15 protein-coding genes are annotated in these 18,195 nt (G+C 71.3%); 2 read left to right on the top strand and 13 right to left on the bottom strand.

Annotated features, from left to right (window positions below; translation table 11 throughout):
- Positions 1 to 53 precede the first annotated feature (53 nt).
- From secG to uvrA, 10 genes are all read right to left on the bottom strand, one after another.
- Positions 54 to 296 (bottom strand): preprotein translocase subunit SecG, encoded by a 243-nt coding sequence (gene secG / locus DNL40_RS14015; protein WP_111251886.1) that lies wholly within the window; start codon positions 294 to 296, stop codon positions 54 to 56.
- Between the two features lie 159 nt (positions 297 to 455).
- Positions 456 to 1,244 (bottom strand): triose-phosphate isomerase, encoded by a 789-nt coding sequence (tpiA, locus tag DNL40_RS14010; RefSeq protein WP_111251885.1) that lies wholly within the window; start codon positions 1,242 to 1,244, stop codon positions 456 to 458.
- A 5-nt stretch (positions 1,245 to 1,249) separates the two neighbouring features.
- The gene (locus DNL40_RS14005) at positions 1,250 to 2,449 is read right to left on the bottom strand and encodes a phosphoglycerate kinase (protein ID WP_111251884.1); all 1,200 of its coding nucleotides are present in this window, start codon (positions 2,447 to 2,449) and stop codon (positions 1,250 to 1,252) included.
- A gap of 104 nt (positions 2,450 to 2,553) precedes the next feature.
- Complete coding sequence (gap, locus tag DNL40_RS14000; protein WP_111251883.1) at positions 2,554 to 3,558, bottom strand: type I glyceraldehyde-3-phosphate dehydrogenase; 1,005 nt, start codon at positions 3,556 to 3,558, stop codon at positions 2,554 to 2,556.
- 249 nt (positions 3,559 to 3,807) lie between these two features.
- Entirely contained in the window at positions 3,808 to 4,788 is a 981-nt protein-coding gene (whiA, locus tag DNL40_RS13995; RefSeq protein WP_111251882.1) for a DNA-binding protein WhiA, read from the bottom strand.
- A 60-nt stretch (positions 4,789 to 4,848) separates the two neighbouring features.
- Complete coding sequence (locus DNL40_RS13990; protein ID WP_111251948.1) at positions 4,849 to 5,814, bottom strand: gluconeogenesis factor YvcK family protein; 966 nt, start codon at positions 5,812 to 5,814, stop codon at positions 4,849 to 4,851.
- A 2-nt stretch (positions 5,815 to 5,816) separates the two neighbouring features.
- A complete protein-coding gene (gene rapZ / locus DNL40_RS13985) occupies positions 5,817 to 6,782 on the bottom strand; it encodes an RNase adapter RapZ (RefSeq protein WP_111251881.1) in 966 nt (321 codons plus the stop codon).
- Positions 6,779 to 8,992, bottom strand: a complete 2,214-nt coding sequence (gene uvrC / locus DNL40_RS13980; protein WP_111251880.1) for an excinuclease ABC subunit UvrC — start codon at positions 8,990 to 8,992, stop codon at positions 6,779 to 6,781. Before uvrC ends, rapZ begins: the two co-directional genes overlap by 4 nt.
- A gap of 9 nt (positions 8,993 to 9,001) precedes the next feature.
- Positions 9,002 to 9,700 carry a GNAT family N-acetyltransferase gene (locus tag DNL40_RS13975; protein WP_111251879.1) on the bottom strand — a complete coding sequence of 233 codons (699 nt, stop codon included), beginning with the start codon at positions 9,698 to 9,700 and terminating at the stop codon, positions 9,002 to 9,004.
- Positions 9,697 to 12,687, bottom strand: coding sequence for an excinuclease ABC subunit UvrA (gene uvrA, locus DNL40_RS13970; protein ID WP_111251878.1), 2,991 nt, complete (start codon positions 12,685 to 12,687; stop codon positions 9,697 to 9,699). The genes DNL40_RS13975 and uvrA overlap by 4 nt, the downstream gene beginning before the upstream one ends.
- 91 nt (positions 12,688 to 12,778) lie before the next feature.
- Here uvrA and DNL40_RS13965 point away from each other — a divergent pair, with 91 nt between their 5' ends.
- Both DNL40_RS13965 and DNL40_RS13960 read left to right on the top strand, forming a co-directional pair.
- Positions 12,779 to 13,441, top strand: a complete 663-nt coding sequence (locus tag DNL40_RS13965) for an MBL fold metallo-hydrolase (protein WP_111251877.1) — start codon at positions 12,779 to 12,781, stop codon at positions 13,439 to 13,441.
- A gap of 58 nt (positions 13,442 to 13,499) precedes the next feature.
- Positions 13,500 to 13,796 carry a YciI family protein gene (locus DNL40_RS13960; protein WP_111251876.1) on the top strand — a complete coding sequence of 99 codons (297 nt, stop codon included), beginning with the start codon at positions 13,500 to 13,502 and terminating at the stop codon, positions 13,794 to 13,796.
- 61 nt (positions 13,797 to 13,857) lie between these two features.
- On the opposite strand, the gene DNL40_RS13955 is transcribed toward DNL40_RS13960, so the two are convergent.
- The 3 genes from DNL40_RS13955 to uvrB form a co-directional block, all read right to left on the bottom strand.
- Positions 13,858 to 14,844, bottom strand: coding sequence for a TerC family protein (locus DNL40_RS13955; protein WP_111251875.1), 987 nt, complete (start codon positions 14,842 to 14,844; stop codon positions 13,858 to 13,860).
- Positions 14,844 to 15,842, bottom strand: coding sequence for a TerC family protein (locus tag DNL40_RS13950; RefSeq protein ID WP_111251874.1), 999 nt, complete (start codon positions 15,840 to 15,842; stop codon positions 14,844 to 14,846). The genes DNL40_RS13955 and DNL40_RS13950 overlap by 1 nt, the downstream gene beginning before the upstream one ends.
- A gap of 215 nt (positions 15,843 to 16,057) precedes the next feature.
- Positions 16,058 to 18,172, bottom strand: a complete 2,115-nt coding sequence (uvrB, locus tag DNL40_RS13945) for an excinuclease ABC subunit UvrB (RefSeq protein WP_111251873.1) — start codon at positions 18,170 to 18,172, stop codon at positions 16,058 to 16,060.
- Positions 18,173 to 18,195 lie beyond the last annotated feature (23 nt).

The raw sequence follows: 18,195 nt of genomic DNA, 5'->3' as shown, positions 1-18,195 counted from the left end.
TCCCCAGCTGTGGCCACCGCCCCGTGGCCGGGCCTCGCTGGACAGGCCTTGGTTCAGGCGACCTTCTGGATCAGGCCGAGCAGCACGATCACGACCGTCCAGACGACGGCGAAGCTGATCGTGATGCGGTTGAGGTTGCGCTCGGCGACGCCAGAGCTGCCCGCCCCGGCGGAGATGCCGCCACCGAACATGTCGGACAGGCCCCCGCCCTTGCCCTTGTGCAGCAGGATCAGCAGGGTCAGGAACCCGCTGGTGAGCACCAGCAGGACCTGGAGGATGATGCGCAGCGCGTCCATGTGTCCTCGGTCGTCCGTCTCGTTCGTCGTGCACGGGCCACCCCGTGCGATGGTGCCGGTCCCCCGGCTGGTCCAGCCTAAGTGACGCACGCCCCTCGAAGCGAACCTCTCTGTGACCAGAAGGTTACGGCTTCGAGGGGCGTGCGTGGCCCGCTGGTGTCAGGCGGCGTGCGACTGGTAGCGCACGATCTTCGCGAACTCCTCGGGGTCGAGGCTCGCGCCACCGACCAGAGCGCCGTCGACGTCCGGCTGCGCCATGATCTGGGCGACGTTGCCGGACTTCACGGAACCGCCGTAGAGCACGCGCACCGCGTCCGCCACGTCGGTGTCGTAGAGCTCGGCGAGCTTCTGACGGATCGCGCCGCAGACCTCCTGCGCGTCGTCCGGGGTCGCGACCTCGCCGGTGCCGATGGCCCAGACGGGCTCGTAGGCGATCACGACGCCTGCCGCCTGATCCTTGGAGACCCCCGCCAGACCACCCTCGACCTGCGCCAGCGTGTAGGCGACCTGGTCGCCGGCCTTGCGCACGTCGAGGCCCTCGCCGACGCACAGGATCGGCGTGAGGCCCTTGCCGAGCGCCGCCTTGACCTTGGCGTTGACCAGCTCGTCGGACTCCGCGTGGTACTCGCGCCGCTCCGAGTGGCCGAGCACCACGTAGGAGCAGCCCAGCTTCGAGAGCATGGTCGCCGAGATCTCACCCGTGTAGGCGCCGGACTCGTGCTGCGAGACGTCCTGCGCCGCGTAGCGGACCTCGAGCTTGTCGCCGTCCACGAGGGTCTGCACGGAGCGCAGGTCGGTGAACGGCGGCACGACGACGACCTCGACCGAGGAGTAGTCGTGCTTGGCGTCCTTGAGCGTCCAGGCCAGCTTCTGGACGGTCGCGATCGCCTCCTGGTGGTCCAGGTTCATCTTCCAGTTGCCCGCCATCAGCGGGGTGCGGTTGCTCATGTTCCTCAGTTCTCCAGGACTGCGATGCCGGGCAGGGTCTTGCCCTCGAGCAGCTCGAGGCTCGCGCCGCCGCCGGTCGAGATGTGGCTGAAGCCGGCCTCGTCGAAGCCCAGCTTGCGGACGGCGGCGGCAGAGTCGCCACCACCGACGATCGAGAAGGCACCGTTCGCCGTGGCGTCGACGATGCCCTGTGCCACGGCCTTGGTACCGCCGGCGAACGCCTCGAACTCGAAGACGCCCATGGGGCCGTTCCAGGCGATCGTCCTGGCGTCCGCGAGCTTGGCCCCGAACAGCTCGCCCGACGCCGGGCCGATGTCGAGGCCCATCTTGCCGTCGGGGATCTGGTCGGCGGGCACCGTCTGGTGCGGGGCGTCGGCGGCGAACGAGTCGGCCGCGACGATGTCGGTCGGGAGCACGATCTCCACGCCGTTCTCCTCGGCGGTGGCCAGGTAGCCCTTGACGGTCTCGACCTGGTCCTCCTCGAGCAGAGAGGCGCCCACCGAGTGGCCCTTGGCGGCGAGGAACGTGAAGACCATGCCCCCGCCGATGAGCAGGCGGTCGGCCTTGGTGAGCAGGTTCGCGATCACACCGAGCTTGTCGGAGACCTTGGAGCCACCGAGCACGACCGCATAGGGGCGCTCGGGGTCGGTGGTGGCCCGGGACAGGGACCTGACCTCGTTGAGCACCAGGTCGCCGGCGGCAGCGGGCAGCAGCTTGGCGACGTCGTAGACGGAGGCCTGCTTGCGGTGCACGACGCCGAAGCCGTCGGAGACGAACGCGTCGGCGAGGGCGGCGAGCTCGGCGGCGAGCTCCTCGCGCTCCGCGTCCACCTTGGACGTCTCGCGCGCGTCGAAGCGCACGTTCTCGAGGAGGGCGATCTCGCCGTCCCCGAGGGCCGCCACGGTGTCCTTGGCAGACTCCCCGACCAGGTCGCCGGCGAGCGGCACCTCCTTGCCGAGCAGCTCGCCCAGGCGGGCGGCCACCGGGGCCAGCGAGTACTGCGGGTCGGGCGTGCCCTTGGGGCGGCCCAGGTGCGCGGTGACGACCACACGGGCGCCGGCGTCGAGCAGCTTGCTCAGCGTCGGCAGCGCGGCCCGGATGCGGCCGTCGTCGGTGATGGTCGTGCCGTCGAGCGGCACGTTGAAGTCGGAGCGCACGAGGACGCGCTTGCCGCGCAGGTCCCCGAGCTCGTCGATGGTCTTCATGGAAGGCTCCGTGTCACACGTTCGGGTACGGACAAGGAGACGTCCGCGTGCCCGCCCGGACAGGCGCGCACGCGGACGTCTGGTTCACGCTGGGTGCGTGGAGGTCAGAGACGCTCGCCCACGTACTGGGTCAGCGCGACGAGCGAGTTGGAGTAGCCCCACTCGTTGTCGTACCAGGAGACGACCTTCACCTGGTTGCCGATGACCTTGGTCAGCTTGGCGTCGAAGATCGACTGGTGCGGGTCGGTGACGATGTCCGAGGAGACGATCTCGTCCTCGACGTACGCCAGCACGCCCTTGAGCGGGCCCTCGGCAGCAGCCTTGACCGCGGCGTTGACCTCCTCGACGGTGACCTCGCGCGGGGCCTCGAAGGTGAGGTCCGTGGCCGAGCCCGTGATCACGGGCACGCGCAGGGCGTAGCCGTCGAGCTTGCCCTTGAGCTCCGGGAGCACGAGGGCGACGGCCTTGGCGGCACCCGTCGTGGTCGGCACGATGTTCTGCGCGGCGGCACGCGCGCGGCGCAGGTCCTTGTGCGGGCCGTCCTGGAGGTTCTGGTCGCCCGTGTAGGCGTGGATCGTGGTCATGAGACCACGCTCGATGCCGATCGAGTCGTTGAGCGCCTTGGCCAGCGGGGCCAGGCAGTTCGTGGTGCACGACGCGTTCGAGATGATGTGGTGCGCCGCGGCGTCGTACTGGTCGTTGTTCACGCCCATGACGAACGTGGCGTCCTCGTTCTTCGCCGGGGCGGAGATGATGACCTTCTTGGCGCCGGCGTCGATGTGCGCCTTCGCCTTGGTGGCGTCCGTGAAGAAGCCGGTCGACTCGATGACGATGTCGGCGCCCAGCTCGGCCCACGGCAGGTTGGCGGGCTCGCGCTCGGCGAGCGCACGGATCTTCACCCCGTCGACGATGATGTTGTCGTCGTCGAAGTCCACCGTCTTGCCGAGACGGCCCAGGACCGTGTCGTACTTGAGCAGGTGGGCCAGAGTCTTGTTGTCGGTCAGGTCGTTGACGCCGACGACCTCGATGTCCGCACCCGACTCCACGATGGCGCGGTAGAAGTTCCGTCCGATACGGCCGAAGCCGTTGATCCCGACGCGGATGGTCACAATGCCCTCCTCAAGGGCGCGCCGGGCCCTCCCGACGCACACGTAGATGCCTGACAGCGCGCCAAGGGCGCGCGCCGATGACTCTGCCGCACCTTCCCCAAGAGATCCCAGGCACCACGCCCGGACTCCCCCTGCGGAAGGTCACGTCGTCGTCACCTGACGCCACGAGCCTATACCCCCGTCTGCGGGTCCGCGGCCCGACACCCGCGGTTCGGGACAAAGTGGTCCGACCACAGGGTGTCGGATGCGTCACAGGTCGAGCAGGTCCGGGCTCAGCCCAGCCTCCGTGTCAGGGATCCCCAGCTCCATCGCCCTCTTGTCCGCCGTCGACAGCAGACGGCGGATACGACCGGCCACCGCGTCCTTCGACAGCGGCGGGTCCGCGAGCTGTCCGAGCTCCTCGAGCGAGGCCTGCTTGTGCGCCAGCCTCAGCTCGCCCGCCTGGCGCAGGTGCTCCGGGAGGTCGTCGCCGAGGATCTCGAAGGCGCGCTGCACGCGCGCCCCCGCCGCGACCGCCGCCCGAGCCGAGCGACGCAGGTTCGCGTCGTCGAAGTTCGCCAGGCGGTTCGCGGTCCCCCGCACCTCGCGGCGTGCCCGGCGCTCCTCCCACACCTCGAGCGTGGACGTCGCCCCCATCCGGCGCAGCATCTCGCTGATCGCCTCGCCGTCGCGCACCACCACGCGGTCGACGTTGCGCACCTCGCGCGACTTGGCCTGCACACCCAGGCGCCGCGCCGCCCCCACCAGGGCGAGAGCCGCCTCCGGGCCGGGGCACGTGACCTCCAGCGCCATCGACCGACCCGGCTCGGTGAGGGACCCGTGCGCGAGGAAGGCCCCGCGCCAGACCGCCTCGGCCTCGAGCAGGCCGGCCGAGACCACCTCGGGGGCCAGGCCGCGCACCGGGCGGCCGCGCTGGTCCAGCAGGCCCGTCTGCCGCGCGAGGGACTCACCCTCGCGCACCACGCGCACCACGTAGCGGTTGTGCTTCCGCAGCCCGCCCGCCTGGACCACGATCAGGTCGCTGCCGTGGCCGTACAGCTCGGCGATCGCCCCGCGCAGGCGCGCCGCGACCGACTCGGTGTCCAGCTCGGCCTCGATGACCACGCGGCCGGAGATGATGTGCAGGCCGCCGGAGAACCGGAGCATGGACGAGACCTCGGCCTTGCGGCACGACGTGCGGGTGACCCGCACGCGGGCGAGCTCTTCCTTGACCTGTGCGGTGAGCGCCATGCCGCACATCCTGCCACGGCGTGTCGCGCGTTTTCGGCACCGGCGTGTCGCAGCCCTGCCTCAGACCGGCACGTCCCCCAGCACGCCGTCGAACACGTCCCTGTACGCCGCCGCCAGCCGCAGCGCGTCGTGCCGCGGCGTCCCGTCTCCGAGCGCGACCTGGCGCATCACCAGCCGCGCCCCCATCGCCGCGGCCGCAGCCTCCGCCGCCTCCACGTCCTCGACGGCGCTCGGGTCCGCCAGCACGACGTCGACCCGCAGCCCGGGCGCGTGCTTGTGCAGCACCTCCAGGTGGTCCACCGCCGTCAGGCCCGACGTCTCGGAGTCCGGCGAGAGGTTCAGCGTCACGCACCGGCGCGCCCGCGTCTCGTGCAGCGCCTCCGAGAGCTGGGGCACCAGCAGGTGCACCAGCACCGACGAGTACCAGGAGCCCGGACCCAGCACCACCCAGTCCGCCTCCCGCACGGCCGCCAGCGCCTCGTCGCACGCCGGAGGGTCGGCAGGCTCCACGCGCAGCTGCTCGATACGCCCTTGCGCCGTGGCCACGTTCGTCTGCCCGACGACGGTGCGCAGCTCCCCGGCCGCGCCCTCGTCCCGCACGTCAGCCTCCACGACCAGCGGCACCGACGACATCGGCAGGACGCGCCCGCGCGCCCCCAGCAGGCGCCCCACCCAGTCCAGGCCCGAGACGGTGTCGTCCAGCAGCTCCCACAGCGCCACGATCAGCAGGTTGCCCACCGCGTGCCGGTCCAGCGGCCCGCTCGTGGCGAACCGGTGCTGGAGCACGGCGCTCCACGTGCGGCCCCAGTCCGAGTCGTCGCACAGCGCAGCGAGCGCCATCCGCAGGTCGCCCGGCGGCAGCACGCCGATCTCCTCGCGCAGGCGACCGGAGGATCCGCCGTCGTCCGCGACGGTCACCACCGCCGTCAGGCGGTCGGAGACGTGCCGCAGGGCGCCGAGGGACGCCGACAGCCCGTGGCCGCCACCCAGGGCCACCACGGCAGGCTTGCTCGTGGACAGCCCCACGGTCACTCCTTGCCGAGGTCTCGCGCCGTGACGGTGACCCGCATGCCTGCCTCCCGGAGCCGGTGGGCGATCTCCTCCGCCATCGCCACCGACCGGTGCTTGCCGCCGGTGCAGCCGACGGCGATCGTCGCGTAGCGCTTCTCCTCGTGCAGGTAGCCGGCCAGCACGGGCTCCAGGGCCGCCACGTAGCGGTCGACGAAGAGCTGGGCGCCGGGCCGGGAGAGCACGTAGTCGCGCACCGGGCCGTCGCGGCCCGTCAGGTGCCGCAGCTCGGTGATCCAGTACGGGTTCGCCAGGAACCGCACGTCGGCCACGTGGTCGGCGTCGAGCGGCAGGCCGTACTTGAAGCCGAAGGCGACCACGTTGACCCGCAGGACCTCCGGAGCGCCGCTGGCGACCGCCGCGCGCACCTCGCGAGCCAGGTCGTGGACCGAGAGCGTCGAGGTGTCGATCACGGTGTCGGCGCGCTCCGCGATCGAGGCGAGGGCCTTGCGCTCGTGCGCGATCCCGTCGAGGATCCGCCCCTCCCCCTGGAGCGGGTGCGGGCGGCGCACGCTCTCGAACCGACGCACCAGCGTCTCGTCCGAGGCGTCCAGGTACAGGATCCGGTACTGCACGCCCTGGGCGCGCATGTGCTCGAGCGCTCCGACCAGCTCGGTGAAGTACTGCCTGCCACGCACGTCCACGACCACGGCCAGCCGTTCGACGGCCGACCCGGCGCGCGTCATGAGGTCGACGAGCGGCGCGATCATCATCGGCGGCAGGTTGTCGACGACGAACCAGTCGAGGTCCTCCAGCACCCCCGCTGCGCGGCTGCGGCCCGCGCCGGACATGCCGGTGATGATCAGCACCTCAGGCTCGTTGCGCTCCGGCGCGTGCGTCGACGCCTCGATGGCGGGGATGCCGTGCGGGACGGTGGGCGGGGAGGTGGTCTCGGCGGGCGTGGTCTCGGGCGACGGGTCGCTCATGCCCCCAGCATGCCAGCCTCGTCGCCCCGGGCCGGGCCGGCGGCATCCGTGTCGGCGTCGGGTGCAGCGTCAGGTGCGGCGTCGTGCCTCGCGCGCGCGGCCTCGTCAGGGACCTGCCCCTCGCTCCCCTCGGTCGCCGTGGACACCGGGTCAGCACCGCCCCGCCCCGGCGCGGTGGGCGACATCTCGCGCGCCACCGACTCCGCGACGGCGCCCACGGCGTCCTCGACACCGTTCGTGCCCTCGTCCGAGGCTCCGTTCGAGGCTCCGTGCAGCGCCGCGAGGACCGCCTCGGCAGTGCGGACGCCCATCCCCCGGACGCTCGCGATCTCCTCCACGCTGGCTGCGCGCAGCCGCTTGACCGAGCCGAAGTGCGCCAGCAGCGCCTTGCGCCGCGCCGGACCCAGCCCGGGGACGTCGTCGAGCGCCGATGCCGTCATGCCCTTGCTGCGACGCTTGCGGTGCTGGTTGATCGCGAACCGGTGCGCCTCGTCCCGCACCCGCTGCAGCAGGTAGAGCCCCTCGGACGACCTCTGCAGGATCACCGGGTAGTCCTCGCCCGGCACCCACACCTCCTCCAGGCGCTTGGCCAGCCCGCACAGGGCAACGTCGGTGATGCCCAGGTCGTCCAGCGCGCGCCGGGCCGCCGCCACCTGCGGCGGCCCGCCGTCGACGACGACGAGGTTCGGCGGATACGCGAACCGCTGCCGCTCCGCGGGGGCGTCCGCCGCGACCTCGCCCGAGCGCAGGGCGCCCTCCTCGTCACCGGCGGGGTCGACGTCGAGCTCCCCGGTCCGCGCGCGGTCGGACAGGTAGCGCCGGAACCGGCGCGTGATGACCTCGTACATGGCTGCGGTGTCGTCGCGGGCTCCGTCGCCCTCCGGCCCCCGGATGCTGAACGACCGATACTCGCCCTTGCGGGGCAGCCCGTCCTCGAACACCACCATCGACGCCGACTGGTAGGTGCCCTGCGTGTGCGAGACGTCGTAGCACTCGATGCGCAGCGGAGCCGTCTCCAGGTCGAGCGCCTCCTGGATCTCGCGCAGCGCCTGGCTGCGGGTCGTCAGGTCGCCAGCCCGGCGCGTGCGGTGCAGCGCCAACGCGTGCTCGGCGTTCTTGCGCACCGTCTCGGCCAGCTCGCGCTTGTCGCCGCGCTGGGGCACGCGCAGCTCCACGCGGGTGCCGCGCAGCCCGGCGAGCCACGCCGTGACCTGCTGCGGGTCCGGCGGCAGCACCGGCACCAGCACCTCCCGCGGCACGCCCGTCTCCCCGCCCTCGCCGCCGTACACCTGCTGGAGCAGGTGCTCGACGAGCTCGGCGTCCGTGACGTCCTCGACCTTCTCCACGACCCAGCCACGCTGACCGCGGATCCGGCCGCCGCGCACGTGGAACACCTGCACGGCGGCCTCGAGCTCGTCACCCACCAGCGCGAACACGTCCGCGTCGGTCGCGTCCCCCAGGACGACGGCGTTCTTCTCCAGCGCGCGCTGCAGGGCCTGGATGTCGTCGCGCAGGCGCGCGGCCTGCTCGTACTCCATGTTCTCGGCGGCCTCCTGCATCCGCTTCTCCAGCCGGCGCACGAACCGCTGGGTGTCACCGGCCATGAAGTCGCAGAAGTCCTGCGCGAGCTGCTTGTGCTCCTGCGGGGTGACGCGCCCGACGCACGGGGCCGAGCACTTGTCGATGTAGCCCAGCAGGCACGGGCGACCCGTCTGGCCCGCGCGCTTGAACACGCCCGCCGAGCACGTCCGGACCGGGAAGACGCGCAGCAGCAGGTCGAGCGTCTCCCGGATCGCCCACGCGTGCCCGTACGGCCCGAAGTACCGGGTGCCCGGGCGCTTGGCCCCGCGCATCACCTGGGCGCGTGGGAACTCCTCGCCCATCGTGACGGCCAGGAACGGGTACGACTTGTCGTCGCGGTACTTGACGTTGAACCGGGGGTCGAACTGCTTGATCCACGAGTACTCGAGCGCGAGGGCCTCGACCTCGGTGCCCACGACGGTCCACTCGACCGACGCCGCGGTCGTGACCATCCGCTGGGTGCGAGGGTGCAGGTTCGCCAGGTCCTGGAAGTAGCTCGACAGGCGCGGGCGCAGGCTCTTCGCCTTGCCGACGTAGATGACCCGGCCGTGCTCGTCCCGGAAGCGGTACACCCCCGGCGACGTGGGGATCTCTCCCGGCGCGGGGCGGTAGGTGGCGGGATCGGCCATGTCTTCACCCTATGTCGCGGTGGTGACGCCCCCGGCCGGGGGCGTCGAGGAGCGGGAGCCGCAGGGCGAGGGACGCGGGTCGCCGGGCGGCACCAGGTGCAGCCACCGCTCGGTGACGACGTACCCCAGGGCCTCGTTGGCGCGCCGGGACGCCCCGTTCTGCCCTGCTCCCCCGGTGGCGAAGCGCTCGTGCCCCTGCGCCGCCAGGTCGAGCACTGCCGCCGCCTTGACCGCCGTGGCCAGGCCCCGGCCACGCACGCCGGCCCGGGTGACCGTGAAGTCCGTCTCCACGAGGGCGGTCTCGCGGCCCACCGAGCGGTACAGGACCGTGGCCGCGTCGAGCGAGCCCGCTGGGCCTGCCGCACCGTACGCCCACCGCTCCCCCGCGGCCAGGGAGCGGGACAGCGCCTCCGGCTCGGGCGGCGCGTGCCGGGTCGCCGGCGTGACCGGGTAGTCCACCAGGGCCCGCATGTCGAGCTCGGTAATCGCACCGGCGTCGGCCGGTCCCAGGACCAGCAGCTCCCAGCCCGCGGACTCCGCGGCGGTCACCGCAGCCGCGCAGCGCAGCAGCACTTCCTCGGTGACCTCGAGCCGCGCTCCCCACGACTCCGACGCCACCGACCACCCCGACGCCAGCAGCGCCCCGGCCTCGGCGTCGTCGGCGCGCACGACGCGCGGCGGCGAGGCCGGCGCCGCGCCGGTGCTCACGCCTTGGCCGTCGTGCCCGACCGCCCCGAAGACGCGGCGGCCACGCGCTTCTTGCCGCCCTTGCCTGCGGCCTTGCCCTTGCCGCCCGCCGGCTCCTTGGTCGACGAGCGCGACGAGCGCTTCGTGGCTGGCTGCGCGACCGGAGGGTGCGCGGCGAGCACCTCGGCCAGGAACCGGCCGGTGTGGCTCGCCTCGACCCCCGCCACGTGCTCGGGGGTGCCCTGGGCCACGACCGTGCCGCCGCCCGAACCGCCCTCTGGTCCCATGTCGATGACCCAGTCCGCGCTCTTGATGACGTCGAGGTTGTGCTCGATCACGATCACCGAGTTGCCCTTCTCCACGAGCGACTGGAGCACGCCCAGCAGCTTGCGGATGTCCTCGAAGTGCAGACCGGTGGTGGGCTCGTCCAGCACGTAGACGGTGCGCCCCGTGGACCGGCGCTGCAGCTCGCTGGCCAGCTTGACCCGCTGGGCCTCGCCGCCCGAGAGCGTCGGCGCCGGCTGCCCGAGACGCACGTACCCGAGGCCCACGTCGACGAGCGTCTTCATGTGCCGCGAGATCGCCGGCACCGCGGCGAAGAACTCCGCGGCCTCCTCGATCGGCATGTCCAGCACGTCCGCGACCGTCTTGCCCTTGAAGTGCACCTCGAGCGTCTCGCGGTTGTACCGCGCACCGTGGCACACCTCGCACGGCACGTAGACGTCCGGGAGGAAGTTCATCTCGATCTTGAGCGTGCCGTCGCCCGAGCACGCCTCGCAACGGCCGCCCTTGACGTTGAAGGAGAAGCGTCCCGGGCCGTACCCGCGCACCTTCGCCTCCTCCGTCTCGGCGAACAGGCGGCGCACGTGGTCCCACACACCCGTGTAGGTGGCCGGGTTCGAGCGCGGCGTGCGCCCGATGGGCCCCTGGTCCACGTGGACCACCTTGTCGAGGTGCTCGAGGCCCGTGACGCGCGTGTGCCGCCCGGCGACCTGACGCGCGCCGTTGAGCTCGTTCGCCATCACCGTGTAGAGGATCGAGTTGACGAGCGTCGACTTGCCCGAGCCGGAGACACCCGTCACGGCCGTCAGCACGCCGAGCGGGAAGTCGACGTCGATGCCGCGCAGGTTGTGCTCGCGGGCGCCGACCACACGCACCACCCGGTCCGGGTCGATGGCACGGCGCTCGGCGGGGACGCCCACCTGGCGGCGACCCGAGAGGTAGGCGCCCGTCACGGACTCCTCCGCCTCGAGCAGGCCCGCGTAGTCGCCGGAGTGGACGACCCGCCCCCCGTGCTCACCGGCCCCGGGGCCGACGTCCACGATCCAGTCGGCGGTACGGATCGTGTCCTCGTCGTGCTCCACGACGATCAGCGTGTTGCCGAGGTCGCGCAGGCGCGTGAGCGTGTCGATGAGACGGCGGTTGTCGCGCTGGTGCAGCCCGATGCTGGGCTCGTCGAGCACGTACAGGACGCCGACCAGGCCGGAGCCGATCTGCGTGGCGAGCCGGATGCGCTGCGCCTCCCCGCCGGACAGCGTGCCTGCGGCACGCTCCAGGGAGAGGTAGTCGAGCCCCACGTCCAGGAGGAACCCGAGGCGCGCGTTGATCTCCTTGAGCACCTCGGCGGCGATCTGCCGCTCCCGCACGCCCAGCTCGATCCCGCCCAGGAACGCGGCAGCCTCGTCGATCGACATGCGGCACACGTCCCAGATCGACTTGTCGCCGACCTTGACCGCCAGCACCTCCGGCTTGAGGCGCGCGCCCTTGCAGACCGGGCACGGGACCTCACGCATGAAGCCCTCGTACTTCTCCTTCGAGGAGTCCGACTCCGTCTCCGCGTGCCGCCGCTCGATGAACGTCACGGCACCCTCGAACCCGGTCGAGTACTGGCGCTCACGCCCCCACCGGTTCTTGTAGCGCACGTGCACCTGGTGGTTGCGCCCGTAGAGGATCGCCTCGCGCGCCCGCTCGGGGAGCGCGCGCCACGGGACGTCCATCGAGAAGCTCATCTCGTCCGCGAGCGCCGACAGCACCCGCTGGAAGTACTCGCTCGACGTCTGCGCCCAGGGGACCACCGCGCCGTCGCGCAGCGTCTTGTCCACGTCCGGCACCACGAGCTCGGGGTCGACCTCCAGACGGAACCCGATGCCGGTGCACTCCGGGCAGGCGCCGTAGGGGGCGTTGAAGGAGAACGTGCGGGGCTCGACCTCGTCGAGCGAGAGCGGGTGGTCGTTGGGGCAGGCGCGCTTCTCGGAGAACTTGCGCACCCGGTCGAGGTCGTCGATGTCGGCGTCGACCATCTCGACCATCATCAGGCCGCCGGCCAGGCGCAGCGCCGTCTCGACGGAGTCGGTCAGACGCCGCTGGACGCCCTCGCGCGCGACGAGGCGGTCGACCACGACCTCGATGTCGTGCTTGAGCTTCTTCTCCAGCTGCGGCGGGCTGGTCAGCTGCACGACCTCCCCGTCCACGCGGGCACGGGCGAACCCCTGGCCCTGCAGCTCCTTGAAGAGGTCTGCGTACTCACCCTTGCGCCCCCGCACCACCGGGGCGAGGACCTGGTAGCGGGTGCCCTCCGGCAGCTCCAGCAGCTTGTCGACGATCTGCTGCGGGGTCTGTGACTGCACCTTCTCGCCGCAGACCGGGCAGTGCTGGGTGCCGGCGCGCGCGAACAGGAGGCGCAGGTAGTCGTAGACCTCCGTGATGGTGCCGACCGTCGAGCGCGGGTTGCGGTTCGTCGACTTCTGGTCGATCGAGACCGCAGGGCTCAACCCCTCGATGAAGTCGACGTCAGGCTTGTCCATCTGCCCGAGGAACTGGCGGGCGTACGCGGACAGCGACTCGACGTACCGGCGCTGGCCCTCGGCGAAGATCGTGTCGAACGCGAGGGACGACTTGCCGGAGCCGGACAGGCCCGTGAACACGATCAGGCGGTCACGCGGCAGCTCGAGGCCGACGTTGCGCAGGTTGTGCTCGCGGGCGCCGGAGATGACGAGGCGGTTGCTCACCCGAACATCCTAGGTCGGCCTGCCGGTTCTCGTACAGACGTTCGACGTGACGCACCGCACCCCGGTGGCGCGCTCCTGGGAGGATCGGCCCATGACGCCCTCGCCCACCACGCCCGTGACCGACCTCGGCGGCGCCGCGCTGCGCGTGCTGTCCGTGGGCCCCATGGACAACAACGCCTACCTGCTGACGGCGCACGACGGCGGAGCGCAGGTGCTCGTGGACGCGGCGGCGGAGCCGGACCGGCTCCTGCGGCTGGCCCGGGAGGGCACACCGACAGGCCGCCTCGACGTCGTGGTGACGACCCACCGCCACCACGACCACGTCGGGGCGCTGGCGCCCGTCGTCCGGGCCACCGGCGCGCGGACGGTGGCGGGCGCGGACGACGCCGACGCGATCGAGGAGGCGGCGGGCGTGCGCGTGACCGAGCGGCTGCACCACGGGGCGACCCTGGTGGCGGCCCCGCTGCGGCTCGAGATCGTCCACCTGCGCGGTCACACGCCCGGCTCGATCGCGCTCGCCTACCGCGAGCCCGCCGGCAGGGCGCACCTGTTCACGGGCGACAGCCTGTTCCCGGGCGGCGTCGGGAGCACAGACCGGGACCCTGCGCGGTTCGACCGCCTCCTGGCCGACGTCACCACCCGGCTCTTCGACCGTTTCGCCGACGACACCGTGGTGCACCCGGGTCACGGCCGGCCGACCACGCTCGGCGCCGAGCGTCCCCACCTGGGGGCGTGGCGCGAGCGCGGGTGGTGAGCGCTGCGCGGGGGCTGCGCCCGACCCGTCGTGCGGCCCTCCGTGCTTGGATGGCTGCATGGCCGTCTTCGCAGTGACCTACGTGTACGCCCCCGACAGCAGCTCGGCCCGCGACGCCGTGCGGCCCGAGCACCGCGAGTTCCTCACGGAGCTCCACCGGCGAGGCACGCTGCACGTCTCCGGCCCCCTGCCTGCCGCAGACGGCGCCCCGGACGGGGCCCTGATCGTGGTCGAGGCCGACGACGCTGCCACCGCGCTCGCGCTCCTGGACGACGACCCGTTCCGGCGCGAGGGCCTCGTCACCACGCGCACCGCGCGCGAGTGGGTGCCGGCCGTCGGCGGCTTCTCGCGCTGAGCCGCGCTTGCGGGCGAGCCGCCCAGCGCGGCAGCTCTGACGGAGCGCCCCGCTGGGCGGCTCAGGCCCTGATCGCCCGCTGGCGACGCGTCTTGAGCAGGCTCGCGACCGTGGCGACGGCCAGGGAGCCGAGGATGACGACGAGCGAGAGCCAGATCGGGATCGCCGGCGCCCACGGGAAGCCCTCTCCCCCGTTGAGGAACGGCAGCGTGTTCTGGTGCAGGGCCTCGAGGATCAGCTTGACGCCGATGAACCCGAGGATGACCGCCAGTGCCACGGGCAGGTACACGAGACGTTCGAGCAGCCCGCCGAGCAGGAAGTACAGCTGCCGCAGGCCCATGAGCGCGAAGACGTTCGTGGTGAACACGATGAACGGGTCCTGCGTGAGGCCGAAGATCGCCGGGATCGAGTCGAGCGCGAAGAGCAGGTCCGTCGACCCGATCGCGACGAACACCACCAGCATCGGCGTGAACAGCCTCTTGCCGTCCACGACCGTGCGCAGCCTGCCGCCGTCGTACTCCGGGTGGAGCGGCAGCACCCGACGCAGCACCCGGATGAGCGCGTTCTCCTTGAACTCCTCGTCGTCGTCCTCACCCCGCACCAGCTTGATCGCGGTGTAGATGAGGAACGCGCCGAAGAGGTAGAACACCCACACGAACCGGTGGATCACCGCTGCGCCCGCCAGGATGAACCCTGCCCGCAGCACCAGCGCGATGATGATCCCCACCAGGAGCACGCGCTGCTGGTAGGCCCGCGGCACCGCGAACCGGGACATGATGATGACGAAGACGAACAGGTTGTCCACGCTCAGCGAGTACTCGGTGAGCCACCCGGCGTAGAACTCGCCGGCCGGGGCGCCGCCGCCCACCAGTGCGACGACGCCACCGAACACCAGGGCGAGCACCACGTAGAACGTGACCCACAGAGCGCTCTCACGCATGCTCGGCACGTGGGGGCGGCGCCCCACCACCAGCAGGTCCACCGCCAGCAGGACGAGGATCGCCGCGAGAGAGGCGACCTCGAACCAGGCCGGCAGCTCGTGGACCATCAGCTGTCCTTCTCGGCGAGGGCCTGCGCCTCACGAACCTTCCGGTCGCGGTACAGGGACGCCACCGTGGTGATGGTCAGCACCACCACGATGAAGGTGAGCGACACCTGGGTCGGCACCTCGGGGATCACCTCGACGTGCTCGCCGTCGTTGATGAAGGGCACCTCGTTGGTGTGCAGCGCGTGGATGAGCAGCTTGACGCCGATGAAGCCGAGGATCGCCGCCAGGCCGTAGTTGAGGTAGACGAGCCGGTCGAGCAGGCCGTCGATGAGGAAGTAGAGCTGGCGCAGGCCGAGCAGGGAGAACGCGTTGGCGGTGAAGACCAGGTAGGCCTCCTGCGTCAGGCCGAAGATCGCCGGGATGGAGTCGACGGCGAACAGGACGTCGGCGCTGCCGATCGCGATCATGACGATGAGCATCGGCGTGATGTGCCGCCGGCCGTCGACGCGCGCGGTGAGCTTGTCCTGCACGTAGGTGTCGGTGGTCGGGAAGAAGCGCCGGACGAGGCGCAGCACTCCGTTCTCGTGGAACTCCTCCTGCTCTCCGGAGTGCCGCGCCTGGGCGATCGCCGTCCAGATGAGGAACGCACCGAACAGGTAGAAGATCGAGGCGAAGTTCTCGATGATCGCCACGCCCAGGAAGATGAACACCGTCCGCAGCACCAGGGCGATCGTGATGCCGATCAGCAGCACCTTCTGCTGGTACTCCCGAGGTACTCGGAAGCTGGACAGGATCAGGACGAAGACGAAGAGGTTGTCGACGCTCAGCGACTTCTCGGTGATGTAGCCGGCGAAGTACTCGGTCCCGTACTGGCTGCCCCAGACGCTCCACACGATGAAGCCGAACACCACGGCGACGGCCACGTAGGCGATCGACCAGCGGGCCGCCTCGCGCAGCGACGGCGCGTGCGGGGTACGGACGTGGCCGAGATAGTCGACGGTCAGCATCGCGAGGATGGCGCCGACGGTGACGGCCCAGACCCAGAAGGGCACGGTCATGGAAGTTCCTCCGGTGGGTAGCACGGTGCACCGAAGGTCTTCCTCACCTGCGTCGTGGACGCAGGCCGTGGAGCCGGGAGGGCGACGACGCCCGCCGTGATGACGGCTCCACCGTTCGGGAGGTACTCCCCTTCAACGAGCATGAACCCTAACCCACGGTGCACGGATTCCCCCACCTTGGCGCGCAAGACCACCACCCGCCGCTCCAGCGCGTCTCAGGCCGTGGCGGCCTGCATCTGGCGCAGCTCCTTCTTGAGCCCGGAGATCTCGTCGCGCAGCCGGGCCGCGACCTCGAACTGCAGCTCGGCCGCGGCGGCGTGCATCTGGCTCGACAGCTCCTGGATGAGGTCCGCCAGCTCGCTCGCCGCTGCGCCCGCGAGCCGGTTGCCCGTGGTGGCGCCCTCCTTGGGCGTGCCCGGCACCGGTGCCTTGCCCTTGCGGCCCGTGCCGTCCACCGCCTTGCGGTACCCGCCCGCGAGGAGCTCCTGGGTGTCGACGTCCTCCCGGGCCAGCATGTCGGTGACGTCGGCGATGCGCTTGCGCAGCGGCTGCGGGTCGACGCCGTGCTCGCGGTTGTACGCGATCTGCTTCTCGCGGCGCCGGTTCGTCTCGTCGATCGCCTGCTGCATGGCCGGCGTCATCTTGTCGGCGTACATGTGCACCTGCCCGGTGACGTTGCGGGCGGCGCGGCCGATCGTCTGGATGAGCGACGTCGCCGAGCGCAGGAAGCCCTCCTTGTCGGCGTCGAGGATCGCCACGAGCGAGACCTCGGGCAGGTCGAGCCCCTCGCGCAGCAGGTTGATGCCCACCAGCACGTCGTACTCGCCCATGCGCAGCTCGCGCAGCAGCTCGACGCGGCGCAGCGTGTCGACCTCGGAGTGCAGGTAGCGCACCCGCACGTCCTTCTCGAGGAAGTAGTCGGTGAGGTCCTCCGCCATCTTCTTGGTCAGCGTGGTGACCAGCACCCGCTCGTCGCGCGCGACACGCTCGCGGATCTCGTGCAGCAGGTCGTCGATCTGCCCGGTGGTGGGCTTGACCACCACCTCGGGGTCCACGAGCCCGGTGGGCCGGATCACCTGCTCGACGACGCCGTCGGACAACGACAGCTCGTACGGCCCGGGCGTGGCCGACAGGTAGACCGTCTGCCCGATGCGCTCGACGAACTCCTCCCAGCGCAGGGGCCGGTTGTCCATCGCCGAAGGCAGCCGGAACCCGTGGTCCACCAGCGCACGCTTGCGGGACATGTCGCCCTCGAACATGGCGCCGATCTGCGGCACCGTCTGGTGCGACTCGTCGATGACGAGCAGGAAGTCCTCGGGGAAGTAGTCCAGCAGCGTGTTCGGCGCCGTGCCGGGCGCGCGGCCGTCGATGTGCATCGAGTAGTTCTCGATGCCGTTGCACGTGCCGATCTGGCGCATCATCTCGATGTCGTAGGTGGTGCGCATCCGCAGGCGCTGCGCCTCGAGCAGCTTGTTCTGCGACTCGAGCTCGGCCAGGCGGTCAGCCAGCTCCTTCTCGATACCGGCGATCGCCCGTTCCATGCGCTCCGGGCCGGCCACGTAGTGCGTGGCGGGGAACAGGTAGACGCTCTGCTCGTCGCGCACCACCTCGCCGGTCAGCGGGTGGAGCGTCTGGATCGCCTCGATCTCGTCGCCGAACATCTCGATGCGCACGGCCATCTCCTCGTACACCGGGATGATCTCCACGGTGTCGCCGCGCACGCGGAACGTGCCGCGCGTGAACGCCATGTCGTTGCGCGTGTACTGCATCTGCACGAACCGGCGCAGCAGCTCGTCGCGGTCCACGACGTCGCCCACGTCCAGGCGCACCATGCGGTCCACGTACTCCTGCGGCGTGCCCAGGCCGTAGATGCACGACACCGACGCGACCACGACGACGTCGCGCCGCGTCAGCAGCGAGGACGTGGCCGAGTGCCGCAGCCGCTCGACCTCGTCGTTGATCGAGCTGTCCTTCTCGATGTAGGTGTCCGTCTGCGCGATGTACGCCTCGGGCTGGTAGTAGTCGTAGTACGAGACGAAGTACTCGACGGCGTTGTTCGGCAGCAGCTCGCGGAACTCGGTCGCGAGCTGGGCGGCGAGCGTCTTGTTCGGGGCCATCACGAGGGTGGGCCGCTGCAGCTTCTCGACGAGCCACGCCGTGGTGGCGCTCTTGCCGGTCCCGGTGGCGCCGAGCAGCACCACGTCCTTCTCCCCCGCCTGGATCCGCTCGCTCAGCTGGGCGATCGCGGTGGGCTGGTCACCCGACGGCTGGTACTCGCTGATGACCTCGAACGGGGCCACCGCGCGCTGCAGGTCGGTCACGGGTCGCATGCCCCTACGGTAGGCCGACCCGC

This window comes from Xylanimonas oleitrophica, assembly GCF_003244315.1.
GTDB classification, from domain to species: domain Bacteria; phylum Actinomycetota; class Actinomycetes; order Actinomycetales; family Cellulomonadaceae; genus Xylanimonas_A; species Xylanimonas_A oleitrophica.
Note: the sequence above shows the minus strand (reverse complement) of the source record. Positions and strands in the feature narration are given on the sequence as shown.